Genomic DNA, 11,575 nt, shown 5'->3' with positions numbered 1-11,575 from the left:
CTGCCCCGAACCGTCGATTCCGATGTTGAGCTAGCAGCACGACATCTGAATTTTCAGCCTTTGTTGGGTAGCGTTGTCACCAGACAGCGGCTGCCGTCTTGTTGACCCACATGCCGGTTAGTAAGTTTCCCACGTGAGCGCGAGTGCCATGACCACACAACACACTGAGTCAAGTCCCCTGGTTCGTATCCGGTCGCTGCTGCCCGGTCTGGCCCGCGCGGAGCAGCGCGTCGCCAAGGTGGTTCTGGACAGCCCGTCCACAGTGGCCCGCCGAAGCATCACCGAGGTCGCCGAGGCGGCCGGTACGAGCGAGACCACCGTCACCCGGTTCTGCAAGGCCATCGGCGTCGGCGGCTACCCCGAGCTGCGCATCGCCCTGGCCGCGGACACCGCCCGATCCGAAGTGCACGCCGAGCGAGACCTCGGCGGCGAGATCGCTCCCGACGACGAGCTGGCGAGCGTCGTCGGAAAGGTCACCTTCGCCGACGCCCGCGCGGTCGAGGAGACCGCGGCCCAGCTCGACATCGAGGTGCTCGAGCAGGTGGTCACGGCGCTGGCCGGGGCCAACCGGGTCGACGTCTACGGCGTCGGCGCCAGCGCGTTCGTGGCCGCCGACCTGCAGCAGAAGCTGCACCGGATCGGCCGCATCAGCTTCGCCTGGAGCGACACCCACATCATGCTGACCTCGGCGGCGGTGCTCGGGAAGGGCGACGTCGCGTTCGCCATCTCGCACACCGGCGCCACCCAGGACACCGTCGAGGCGCTGCGCGAGGCCCGGCGGGCCGGGGCCACCACCGTGGCGCTGACCAACTTCCCCACCGCGCCCATCAGCGAGGTGGCGGACCTGGTGCTGACCACCGCCGCGCGGGAGACCACCTTCCGCTCCGGCGCGATGGCCAGCCGCATCGCCCAGCTCACGGTCGTCGACTGCCTGTTCATCGGGGTGGCCCAGCGACATCTGGCCGACTCGATGAAGGCGCTGGACGAGACCCGGGACGCGGTGGGCTCCCATCGGCTGGAGACCCGCCACGACGGTCGTCGCAAGGCGCGAGAGACCGGCAAATGATCCTTGGGGGAGGCAACATGACAGTGCCGCGCCAGGCCGTACACGTCGACTCGCCAACCGAGCGGCGCAACCCTCGTACGACCGACCTGGACCAGCTGTCCACGCTCGACCTCCTGCGATCGATCAACGCCGAGGATCGCCTGGTGCCGGACGCGGTGGCGGCCGCGTTGCCGGCCCTGGCCACGGCCGTCGACCTGGCGGCCGAGGCCCTGCGCAACGGGCACCGCGTGCACTACGTCGGCGCCGGCACGTCCGGCCGCATGGCCACGCTCGACGCCGCCGAGCTCGCGCCGACGTACAACGCGCCCGCCGAGTGGTTCGTCGTTCACCACGCCGGCGGGACGGGCGCGCTGCGCAGTGCCGTGGAGGACGCCGAGGACGACGAGGAGGGCGGCGCCGCGGAGCTGACGCGCGACGCCGAGCCGGGCGACTTCGTCCTCGGGCTCACCGCGTCCGGCCGTACCCCGTACGTGCTGGGCGCGTTGCGAGCGGCGGGCGCGCTCGGCGCCCGCACCGGCCTCGTGTTCTCCAACCCGCACGCCACCCGCCTCAACCACATCGACGTGCTCATCGAGGTCGACACCGGCCCCGAGGTCGTCGCAGGCTCCACCCGGATGAAGGCCGGCACCGCGCAGAAGCTGGTGCTCACGGCGTTCTCGACTGCCGTCATGGTGAAGCTGGGGCGGACCTACTCGAACCTGATGGTCTCGATGCGCGCCACCAACGCGAAGCTGCGAGGCCGCACGCTGCGCATCCTCCGCGAGGCGACGGGCCTCGACCTGCATGAGTGCGCCGAGGCCCTGGACGCGGCGCACGGCGACCTCAAGGTCGCCCTAGTCCACCTGCTGTCCGGAGTGGACTCCGAACGCGCGGCGGCGGCGCTGGCGGGCACCGGCGGCCATGTGCGGAAGGCCCTGCTGAGCCTGGGCGCCACCGTCTGAGCCCACCGCGTCGATCGGCGCGGTCTCTGTTCGACGTAGGGGTGAGAACACCTACCGAGGACGGAGACCGCGACCATGAGCTACGCGAACGTGAACGGGCTGGACATCTACTACGAGGTGCACGGCACCGGTGCGCCGCTCGTTCTTCTGCACGGCGGCCTGCTCACCATCGACCTCACGTTCGGCTCGATGCTGGCCACGCTCGCCGAGACGCGGCAGGTCATCGCCGTCGAGCTGCAGGGGCACGGGCACACCGCGGACATCGAGCGGGACTTCGAGCTCGCGCACCTCGCCGGGGACGTCGTGGGGCTGCTCGACCACCTCGGCGTCGAGAAGGCCGACTTCTTCGGGTTCAGCCTCGGCGGGCTCGTCTCGCTGCAGGTCGCCATGACCTACCCGGAGCGGGCCGGGCGGCTGGCCGTGGCCGGGGTGCACTTCCGGGGCGACGGGTACCACCCGGAGGTCTTCGCCATGGACCCGAACTCGAGGCGGCTACCCACCGAGGCCGAGTTCGCGCTGTTGCGGGACGCCTACCTGGCCGTCGCGCCCGAGCCGGAGCACTTCGAGGCGTTCATGGCCAAGGCGTCCGCGCTGCCGGAGAAGCTCGACTGGTCGGCCGAGGACCTCGGCTCGGTCCGGTCGCCGGTGCTGATCGTCATCGGCGACACCGACTTCGTGCGGGTCGACCACGCCGCCGAGATGCACGCGCTCATCCCCGACGCGCGGCTCGCGGTGCTGCCGGACACCACGCACATGGACCTCACCCGGCGGCCCGACCACGTGCTGCCGCTCGTGACGGCGTTCCTGGGCTAGCACGAGGTTCCTGGGCCACCACGGGGAAACGGGCCGAGAGGCTAGGGTTCTCGGCCCGTCCCGTGGGATCCCACACACACAGCGAGGAAGGGGGACTCGCAACACCCAGGGTGCGCCGAGCCGGACGAAATGGCCTGGAAGAACGCTGAATCCGCACGTCAGCGGGTCAGCGCGGCCTCCGCGATGCTCGTCGCCTCGCGAGCGCCCGCCTCGACCGCCTCGCAGCAGAGCAGCAGCCACTCGGTGAGGCCCTCGTCGGTCCCGGTGGCGAACCCGGCCGCCGCCGCGCGGTAGCGGTCGGACCGGCGCAGGAAGAACACCTCCGGCACGATCAGCCCCTTCGGGTCCAGCCCCGTGCCGATCGTCGTCAGCCGGGCCGCCGCGCGGGCGACCACGCCGTCCGCCGAGCCGAACGGGGACAGCGCCAGCAGCTCGCCGTGCACCACCGCCACCAGCACCGCGCCGGGCACCGACGTGCCGCCGGCCACGATGTCGCCCAGCAGGTCCAGCCGGCGGGTCACGCCGCGGCTGGGCCGGGGTCGGCCGAGCTGCTCGTCGGCCACCAGGTCGGCCGCGGCCAGCACGTGCAGCCGGGCCAGTGCCTGCATCGGCGCACGCTGCCAGATCGGCACCAGCGTGCCGAGCGACTCGGCGATGCGCAGCGCGCCGGCCAGGTGCGGCTCGGTGACCTCGCCGGCCTCGGGGATCTCGGGATCGCCGCCGTCGAGGGCGGCGGAGGCCCGTGCGGCTCGCACCGACGCCTCGGCCGCGGTCGCCGGCCAGCCGCGGCGGTTGGCCGGGTGCCCGTGCACCTGGTCCACCGTCTCGCGGGCGGCCCGCACCGCGTCCTCGACACCGGGCAGCTCCAGCAACGGCGCCAGCGGGTCAGTCACGCCACCGGACCCTACCGGGTGACAACCGGTCGTGGCGTCGCTGCTCAGTGGTCTGGACCTCTATGCGTGCCGTCGCCGCGTGTGATAGCACAGGGCCAGCAACTACATCCCTGGGTCGAGGAGGATCCGCATCATGACAGAGCAGCCCGGCCAGGGCCCGACGCTGGACAACTTGCTCACGGAGAGCAGGACGTTCCCGCCGAGCGCCGAGTTCGCCGAGCAGGCCAACGCGAAGGCGGACCTTTACGAGAAGGCGGGGGCCGACAGGGAGGCGTTCTGGGCGGAGCAGGCCGGCCAGCTGCACTGGGATACCCCGTGGGACCAGGTGCTCGACTGGTCGAACCCGCCGTTCGCGAAGTGGTTCATCGGCGGGAAGCTCAACGTCGCGTACAACTGCGTCGACCGGCACGTCGAGGCCGGCAACGGCGACCGGGTGGCCATCCACTGGGAGGGCGAGCCCGGCGACAGCCGCACGATCACCTACGCCGAGCTGCAGCGCGAGGTCGCCAAGACGGCGAACGCCCTGCTCTCGCTGGGCCTGCGGGCCGGCGACCGGGTCGCGATCTACCTCCCGATGCTGCCCGAGGCGATCTTCTCGATGCTCGCCTGCGCGCGCCTGGGTCTCACGCACAGCGTCGTGTTCGGCGGCTTCTCCGCCGAGGCGCTGCGCTCGCGCATCGACGACGCCGAGGCCAAGCTCGTGATCACCGCCGACGGCCAGTACCGGCGCGGCAAGCCGGCCACGCTCAAGGCCGCGGTGGACGAGGCGGTCACCCGCACGCCCACGATCGAGCACGTGCTCGTGGTGCGCCGCACCGGCATCGACGTCGAGTGGACCGAGGGCCGCGACCTGTGGTGGCACGACGTCGTCGACGACAAGCCCGACACGCACGAGGCGGAGGCGTTCGACGCCGAGCACCCGCTGTTCATCCTCTACACCTCGGGCACGACTGGTAAGCCCAAGGGCATCCTGCACACCTCCGGCGGATACCTCACGCAGGTCGCGTACACGCACCGCGACGTCTTCGACGTCAAGCCGGAGTCCGATGTGTACTGGTGCACCGCCGACATCGGCTGGGTCACCGGGCACAGCTACATCGTGTACGGCCCGCTCGCCAACGGCGTCACCGAGGTGGTCTACGAGGGCACGCCGAACACCCCGCACGAGGGGCGGCACTGGGAGATCGTGCAGAAGTACGGCGTCACGATCTACTACACCGCGCCCACGCTGATCCGCACGTTCATGAAGTGGGGCAAGGACATCCCGGCCAAGTTCGACCTGACGTCGCTGCGCGTGCTCGGGTCGGTCGGCGAGCCGATCAACCCGGAGGCGTGGATCTGGTACCGGGAGAACATCGGCGCCAACCGGACGCCGGTCGTGGACACCTGGTGGCAGACCGAGACCGGCGCGATCATGATCTCCCCGCTACCCGGGGTCACCTCTGCCAAGCCGGGCTCGGCGCAGGGCCCGCTGCCGGGCATCTCCGCCATGGTCGTCGACGACCAGGGCAACGAGGTCGGCAAGGGCGGCGGCGGTTACCTGGTGCTCGACCAGCCGTGGCCGTCGATGCTGCGCGGCATCTGGGGCGACGAGGAGCGGTACAAGGAGACCTACTGGGCCCGCTTCGCCGGCCAGGGCTTCTACTTCGCCGGCGACGGCGCCAAGTACGACGCGGACGGCGACATCTGGCTGCTGGGCCGGGTCGACGACGTGATGAACGTGTCCGGCCACCGGATCTCGACCACCGAGGTCGAGTCCGCGCTCGTGTCGCACCCGACGGTGGCCGAGGCCGCGGTCGTCGGCGCCACCGACCCGACGACCGGTCAGGGCATCGTGGCGTTCGTGATCCTGCGCGGCGGGGTCGGCGAGGACGAGGCCAAGGGCGAGCGGGCGATCAAGGCGCTGCGCGACCACGTGGCCAAGGAGATCGGCCCCATCGCGAAGCCGCGGCAGATCATGGTCGTGCCGGAGCTGCCGAAGACGCGCTCGGGCAAGATCATGCGGCGGCTGCTGCGGGACGTGGCGGAGAACCGCCAGATCGGCGACGTCACGACGCTCGCCGACTCGTCGGTGATGGACCTGATCTCCGCCGGCCTGAACAAGGGCAGCTCGGACGAGTGAGGCAAGGCGACGGCCCGGTCACCGGATGCGGTGACCGGGCCGTCGGCGTCAGTAGCGCTCGGTGAGCTCCTCGTCGGCCCCCGGGCCGAAGTTGGGATGCGGTCCCGGTGGCGTGGCCGGCGGCGGTGAGCCCCACGGGTGGGTGCCGTAGCCGGGCTGGCCGACGGGCGGCGGCGGGCCGGGGAGCTGGTGCGGCTGCTGCGGTCCCCGCGCCGGCGGCCATGGCTGCACCTCGGGCGGCGCCTGCGGCTGGGGCGCTGCCTGCTGCTGGGGCGGCGCCTGCTGCTGCCACGGCTGCGGCGGCTGGGGAGCATATGGACCCGGTGGGCCGTACTGGCCCGGCTGGCCGGGCCGGCCCTGCGCCGGCGTGTGCGCGGGATGTGCGTAACCGGCGCCGGATTGTGCGGTCTGCTGCTGGAGGTACAGGCCGGCGGTGGTCGGCCCCTGCGCCTTCTGCTGCCGACGGCGGCGCAGGATGCCCCAGCCGGCCAGCCCGGTCAGGGCGAGCCCGCCGCCCAGCAGGGCCCACCGGCCCCAGCTGTTGAACGTCTTCTTCGCCGCCGCGTCGCCGGCCTTGATCTCGTCATAGGTCTGGGTGGACGTGACGTCACCGCCGCGGTCCCGGAACTCGCAGACCGAACCCGGATTCATGATCTGCCCGTCGCATCTGACCGTGCCGTCGTTGACCCCGACACCCGTGCTGAACGCCAGCATGGCCAGGCCGATCACCAGGCAGAAGATCCACTTCTTCATTCGTTCGCTCCCCGAGGCGTGACAGCTCGAGTCATGCTGCCACAGCTTGCGGCCGGTAGTTCAATGAGCGAATGACAGAGCTCAGCGCGGACGAGCCGGCCGAAGTGCACCCGGGCGAGCCCCACCAAGGCACCCTCGGCGAGCGGCTGAACTGGCTGCGCGCCGGTGTTCTCGGCGCCAACGACGGCATCGTCTCCGTCGCCGGGCTCGTGGTCGGCGTCGCGGGCGCGACCACCGACCGCTCCACGATCATGATCGCCGGCGTCGCGAGCCTCGTGGCCGGCGCGTTGTCGATGGCCGGCGGCGAGTACGTCTCGGTCAGCACCCAGCGCGACACCGAGCAGGCGGCGCTGCGCCTCGAGCGCTACGAGCTCGAGACCATGCCCGAGGCCGAGGAGCGCGAGCTCGCCGAGATCTACGTGGAGAAGGGCCTGTCCCCCGAGCTCGCCGCCGAGGTCGCGCGCGAGCTGACCGTGTACGACGCGCTCGAGGCGCACGCCGAGGCCGAGCTCGGCATCTCCCCGGAGGACCTCACCAGCCCGTGGCACGCGGCGTGGGCGTCGCTCATCGCGTTCACGTGTGGCGGGCTGCTGCCGCTGATCGCGATCGCGCTGCCGCCGGTGGGCCTGCGGGTGTGGACGTGTGCGGCGGCGGTGGTGGTGGGGCTGGTGATCACCGGCTGGCTCAGCGCCCGCCTCGGCAACGCGCGGATCGGCCGCGCGATCGCCCGCAACGTCGGCGTCGGCGCGCTCACCATGATCGTGACCTACCTCGTCGGCGTCCTGTTCGGCGTCACCACCGGATGACCCGGCGCCTTCCCGTCGTCGGCGAGTTCGCCCGCTACCTCCGCACGGAGACCGTCGGTGGCACGATCCTGCTCGCCGCCACCGCGGTCGCCCTGCTGTGGGCCAACAGCCCCTGGTCCGGCGGCTACCACACGCTGCGCGACACCGAGCTCGGCCCGCCGCAGCTGCACCTGAACCTCACCGTCGGCGACTGGGTCAAGGACGGGCTGCTCGCGCTGTTCTTCTTCGTCGCCGGGCTCGAGCTCAAGCGCGAGCTGGTGATCGGCGAGCTGTCCCGGCTGCGCAACGCGCTGCTGCCGGTGATCGCCGCGGTCGGCGGCATGGTCGTGCCGGCCGTCCTCACGCTGGGCGTCGGCTGGGGCGACCCGCGCATCGGGCAGGCGTGGGCCATCCCTGTGGCCACCGACATCGCGTTCGCGCTCGGCGTGCTGGCGCTGACCGGCTCGGGCCTGCCGAGCAGCGCACGGGTGTTCCTGCTGAGCCTCGCGGTGGTCGACGACCTCGGCGCGATCCTGTTGATCGCGATCGTGTTCACCGGCAGCTTCGACCTGCTCGCCGCGGGGGCCGCGGTCGTGCTGCTCGCGGTGTACTGGTTGCTGCAACGCCTGCGGGTCCGCTCGGCGTGGCTGTACGTGCCGATCGCGGTCGGCACCTGGCTCGCGGTGCACGCGTGCGGGGTGCACGCGACGATCGCCGGTGTCGCGCTGGCGTTGCTGACCCGGGTGCGGCCCGATCCCGGCGAGGACGAGTCGCCGTGCCTGCGGCTCGAGCACCGGCTGCAGCCGTGGTCGGCGGGGCTGGCGGTGCCGCTGTTCGCGGTGTTCGCGGCCGGCATCCCGATCACCGCGGACACGTTGGCACGGCTCGTCGAGGACCGGGTCGCGCTCGCGGTGATGCTCGGGCTCGTGGTCGGCAAGCTGGTCGGCATCGTCGGCTCGTCGCTGCTGGCCGTCCGCCTGCGGATCGCCGCGATGCCCTCCGGGCTCGGCAAACGGGACCTGGTCGCGGTGGCGATGCTCGGCGGCGTGGGGTTCACGGTGAGCCTGCTGATCGCCGACCTCGCGCTCGACGGCGCGGACATGGAGGTGGCCAAGGGCGCGGTGCTCGTCGGGTCGATGGTGGCCGCGCTGCTCGCCGCGGTGTTGCTCGTACGCCGCAGCCGAGCGCGCGACGCCGAGCCCGACACGGCCGAATAGCCCGCCCGGCCAGCCTGTTTGATCGGCACATGGCACGATGGCGCACGTGACCAGTGCGCACCACACCAACGGCAACGGGGCGGGGCTGCCGCGAGTCCCGTCGATCCCGTTGTCCGACGAGACGAACGGCGCGGCGGGCGAACAGTCGATCGGGAACTTGGTCAAGGACGCGTCCACACACCTGTCGACGCTGATCAGGGCCGAGGTCGAGCTGGCCAGGTCCGAGGTCACCAAGGAGATCAAGAAGGGGCTCACCGGCAGCATCTACTTCGTCATCGCGCTGGTGCTGGGCCTGCTCCTGCTCCCCTTCCTCCTCACCACGGCGGCGCTCGGGATCAACAAGGGCCTGTGGGACTGGGCCGACCCCTGGGGCGGCTTCCTGGTCATCACCCTTCTCATGGCGGTCCTCGCCGGATTCTTCGCCTGGCGCGGCGCCCGCAAGGTCCGCTCGGTGCGTGCCCCGCAGCGGACGATCGAGACCGTGAAGGACACCGCGGCGGCCCTGCGGCACCGGGGTGAGAACGGCGCGACCGCACCCGTGCCCGCCTCGGGTGACGCCGTGCGCCGTGTCTGATCGGCCGCTCCCCTGAGCACCGCGGCGGCCCTGCGCTCCCGCCCCGACCCGTCGACGGTCCGCATCGACGGGCCGTGGGTGCACCGCGACGTCCACGCGAACGGCATCCGGCTGCACGTCACCGAGACCGGGGAAGGCCCGCTCGTCCTGCTGCTGCACGGGTTCTGCGAGTTCTGGTGGACGTGGCGCCACCAGCTCACCGCCATCGCCGACGCCGGTTTCCGCGCGGTGGCGGTGGATCTGCGCGGTTACGGCGACTCGGACAAACCACCGCGCGGCTACGACGCGTGGACGCTCGCCGGTGACGTCGGCGGGCTCGTCAAGGCACTCGGCGAGCCCAACGCGCACCTCGTGGGTCACGCCTGGGGAGGCATGCTCGCGTGGACGGTCGCCGCGATGCACCCGCGGCTGGTCCGCTCGGTCAGCTCGGTGTCGGCCGCGCACCCGCTGGCGCTGCGCCGCGAGATCCGCCGCACCGCCCTGCACCGCAAGCCGACCAACCAGGCCCGCGCGCTCGGCCACCTCTTCCGCGCCCAGCTGCCGCTCGCGCCGGAACGCTGGCTCACCCGGGACGGCGCGGCCACCGTCGAGACCCTGCTGCGCCGCTGGTCTGGTCCTCAGTGGACTGTCCAACCGGGATTCGACGACGTCGTGACGCGGCTCCGCTCGGCCATGCGGGTGCGCGGCGCCGCGCACAGCGCGCTCGAGTACTACCGCTGGGCGGTCCGCGCGCAGCTGCGCGGCGAGGGCCGGCGGTTCAGCGAGGCCATGCAGCGCGAGATCACCGTGCCGGTGCTGCAGCTCTCCGGTGCCGCCGACCCGTGCATCCTGCCCGGCACCGTGCGCGCGTCGGCGAGCTGGGCGCACGGCCGGGTGGTCACCCGGCTGCTGGACGGCATCGGCCACTTCCCGCACCAGGAAGCACCCGCGGTCACCAACCGCGCGCTCACCGAGTTCCTCACCTCCGCCCGCTGACCCGGGGCCATCTCAGGGTCTTCCCTGAGTCCTCCCGCGCCGGCAGCGCAGATACTCGGACTCCGGGGAAATCACAGGGATGCCGGGGGAACTCGTATGAAACTGCTCCGAACAACCGCGCTGCTCGCCGCCGTCGCGGTGGGTGCCACAGTGGCGGGCGCGGTGACGGCCGTCGCGTCGCCCGGGCCGGACTGGCGACCGTGCGCGGGCAACGCCGACGTCCAGTGCGCCACGGTCACCGTGCCGGTCGACTGGTCCAGACCGTCGCGCGGCACGATCGAGGTGGCCATCGCGCGGCGGACGACCGCGCACCCGATCGGCACGCTGCTCCTCATGCCGGGCGGGCCGGGTGACTCCGGGGTCAACCGGATGCTCGGCCGGACGCCGGTGCCGCCGGAGCTGGCGGCGAGGTTCGACGTCGTGAGCTTCGACCCGCGGGGCACCAACCGCAGCAGCCCGGTCGTGTGCGACGCCGGCCTGGTCGCCAACCCGCCGGACGCGAACCCGGAGGGCGGTGCGACGTTCGCGGAGCTGTCGGCGTACTCCCGGGCGCTCGGGGACAGCTGCCGCGAGCACACCGGTCCGCTCGTGGACCACGTGGACAGCGTGAGCGTCGCGCGGGACATCGACGCGATCCGGGCCGCGCTGGGCGAGCGGCAGCTGTCGCTCTACGGGCGGTCGTACGGGACGCTCGCCGGGCAGCTGTACGCGGAGCGGTTCCCGTCGCGGGTGCGTGCGCTGGTGCTGGACAGCGTGTTCGACCACAGCCTCGCGCCGGCGGAGCTCCTCACGACCGAGGCGGCGGCCGGCGAGGACACGTTCGACGAGTTCGCCGCGTGGTGTGCCTCGTCGACGTCGTGCGTGCTGCACGGGCGCGACGTCCACGCGCTGTACGACACCTTGTACCGGCGGTCGGTGGCCGGTTCGCTGCCCGCGCCGGACGGCTCGCGGCCGGTCGGGCCGATGGAGCTGGTGAACCGGACGACAGGGTTCTTCTACGGGCCGGAGTGGCCGGCGGCGGCGGAGTACCTGAGGTCACTGGCCGACGGCGCGCCGAGGGCCGCGGCCGTCTCGTCGCCGGCGGTGACGCCGTTCCCGGCGGCGGCGTTCTGCGCGGACCACCGGATGCCGATCTCGTCGGAGCGGGAATGGCTGGCGCTGTGGGAGAAGCAGAAGCGGGCCGCGCCGACGCTGCGGACGCACTTCGCGTGGCTGCCGGTGTCGCTGTGCGCGTCCTGGCCGGCGGCGGTGCCGAACCCGCAGCACCGGCCCGACATCGAGGGCACGCCGCCGATCCTGGTGCTGAACTCCCGCCACGACCCGGCGACGCCCCACACGTGGGCGAGGAACGTGACCCGCCAGCTCGACGGCGCCGTGCTGCTCACCTACGACGGCTGGGGCCACGGCGTGATCGACAGGAGCGCGTGCACCCTGAC

Annotated in this window: 11 protein-coding genes; 9 read left to right on the top strand and 2 right to left on the bottom strand. The window is 72.3% G+C overall.

Going from position 1 to position 11,575, the window contains the following annotated elements; genetic code table 11:
* The first annotated feature begins 148 nt into the window (after window positions 1-148).
* The 3 genes from VGD70_RS03615 to VGD70_RS03605 all read left to right on the top strand — a co-directional run bounded on the left by VGD70_RS03615 (window position 149) and on the right by VGD70_RS03605 (window position 2,820).
* Window positions 149-1,066, top strand: coding sequence for a MurR/RpiR family transcriptional regulator (locus VGD70_RS03615; RefSeq protein WP_331078075.1), 918 nt, complete (start codon window positions 149-151; stop codon window positions 1,064-1,066).
* Between the two features lie 17 nt (window positions 1,067-1,083).
* Window positions 1,084-2,007 carry an N-acetylmuramic acid 6-phosphate etherase gene (locus VGD70_RS03610; RefSeq protein ID WP_331078072.1) on the top strand — a complete coding sequence of 308 codons (924 nt, stop codon included), beginning with the start codon at window positions 1,084-1,086 and terminating at the stop codon, window positions 2,005-2,007.
* 75 nt (window positions 2,008-2,082) lie between these two features.
* Window positions 2,083-2,820 (top strand): alpha/beta hydrolase, encoded by a 738-nt coding sequence (locus VGD70_RS03605; RefSeq protein WP_331078070.1) that lies wholly within the window; start codon window positions 2,083-2,085, stop codon window positions 2,818-2,820.
* Between the two features lie 158 nt (window positions 2,821-2,978).
* Here VGD70_RS03605 and VGD70_RS03600 read toward each other — a convergent pair whose 3' ends face one another.
* Window positions 2,979-3,713, bottom strand: a complete 735-nt coding sequence (locus VGD70_RS03600) for an oxidoreductase (protein WP_331078068.1) — start codon at window positions 3,711-3,713, stop codon at window positions 2,979-2,981.
* A gap of 133 nt (window positions 3,714-3,846) precedes the next feature.
* Here VGD70_RS03600 and acs point away from each other — a divergent pair, with 133 nt between their 5' ends.
* The gene (gene acs / locus VGD70_RS03595) at window positions 3,847-5,835 is read left to right on the top strand and encodes an acetate--CoA ligase (protein WP_331078066.1); all 1,989 of its coding nucleotides are present in this window, start codon (window positions 3,847-3,849) and stop codon (window positions 5,833-5,835) included.
* 48 nt (window positions 5,836-5,883) lie between these two features.
* On the opposite strand, the gene VGD70_RS03590 is transcribed toward acs, so the two are convergent.
* Window positions 5,884-6,588, bottom strand: coding sequence for a hypothetical protein (locus VGD70_RS03590; RefSeq protein ID WP_331078064.1), 705 nt, complete (start codon window positions 6,586-6,588; stop codon window positions 5,884-5,886).
* Between the two features lie 71 nt (window positions 6,589-6,659).
* Between VGD70_RS03590 and VGD70_RS03585 the strand changes: the two genes are divergently transcribed.
* The 5 genes from VGD70_RS03585 to VGD70_RS03565 form a co-directional block, all read left to right on the top strand.
* The gene (locus tag VGD70_RS03585; protein ID WP_331078062.1) at window positions 6,660-7,394 is read left to right on the top strand and encodes a VIT family protein; all 735 of its coding nucleotides are present in this window, start codon (window positions 6,660-6,662) and stop codon (window positions 7,392-7,394) included.
* Window positions 7,391-8,590, top strand: coding sequence for a Na+/H+ antiporter NhaA (gene nhaA, locus VGD70_RS03580; protein ID WP_331078060.1), 1,200 nt, complete (start codon window positions 7,391-7,393; stop codon window positions 8,588-8,590). Before VGD70_RS03585 ends, nhaA begins: the two co-directional genes overlap by 4 nt.
* Window positions 8,591-8,627: 37 nt before the next feature.
* Window positions 8,628-9,164: a phage holin family protein gene (locus VGD70_RS03575; RefSeq protein WP_331078058.1), complete on the top strand. Its 537-nt coding sequence runs from the start codon at window positions 8,628-8,630 to the stop codon at window positions 9,162-9,164.
* Between the two features lie 30 nt (window positions 9,165-9,194).
* Window positions 9,195-10,139 carry an alpha/beta hydrolase gene (locus tag VGD70_RS03570; RefSeq protein ID WP_331078117.1) on the top strand — a complete coding sequence of 315 codons (945 nt, stop codon included), beginning with the start codon at window positions 9,195-9,197 and terminating at the stop codon, window positions 10,137-10,139.
* Window positions 10,140-10,235: 96 nt separating this feature from the next.
* Window positions 10,236-11,575: alpha/beta hydrolase (locus VGD70_RS03565; protein WP_331078056.1), on the top strand; the 1,340-nt coding region annotated here is incomplete at its 3' end.

The organism is Actinophytocola sp. (assembly GCF_036402745.1).
Taxonomy (GTDB): Bacteria; Actinomycetota; Actinomycetes; order Mycobacteriales; family Pseudonocardiaceae; genus Actinophytocola.
The sequence above is the reverse complement of the archived record's forward strand: the minus strand, read 5'-3'. Positions and strand labels throughout refer to the sequence as shown.

What these genes read in the sequence shown, in the direction of transcription:
- VGD70_RS03615 (WP_331078075.1), top strand. Translation starts at nt 149, where the DNA reads ATGACCACACAACACACTGAGTCAAGTCCCCTGGTTCGTATCCGGTCG.
- VGD70_RS03610 (WP_331078072.1), top strand. Translation starts at nt 1,084, where the DNA reads ATGACAGTGCCGCGCCAGGCCGTACACGTCGACTCGCCAACCGAGCGG.
- VGD70_RS03605 (WP_331078070.1), top strand. Translation starts at nt 2,083, where the DNA reads ATGAGCTACGCGAACGTGAACGGGCTGGACATCTACTACGAGGTGCAC.
- acs (WP_331078066.1), top strand. Translation starts at nt 3,847, where the DNA reads ATGACAGAGCAGCCCGGCCAGGGCCCGACGCTGGACAACTTGCTCACG.
- VGD70_RS03590 (WP_331078064.1), bottom strand. Translation starts at nt 6,588, where the DNA reads ATGAAGAAGTGGATCTTCTGCCTGGTGATCGGCCTGGCCATGCTGGCG.
- VGD70_RS03585 (WP_331078062.1), top strand. Translation starts at nt 6,660, where the DNA reads ATGACAGAGCTCAGCGCGGACGAGCCGGCCGAAGTGCACCCGGGCGAG.
- nhaA (WP_331078060.1), top strand. Translation starts at nt 7,391, where the DNA reads ATGACCCGGCGCCTTCCCGTCGTCGGCGAGTTCGCCCGCTACCTCCGC.
- VGD70_RS03575 (WP_331078058.1), top strand. Translation starts at nt 8,628, where the DNA reads ATGGCGCACGTGACCAGTGCGCACCACACCAACGGCAACGGGGCGGGG.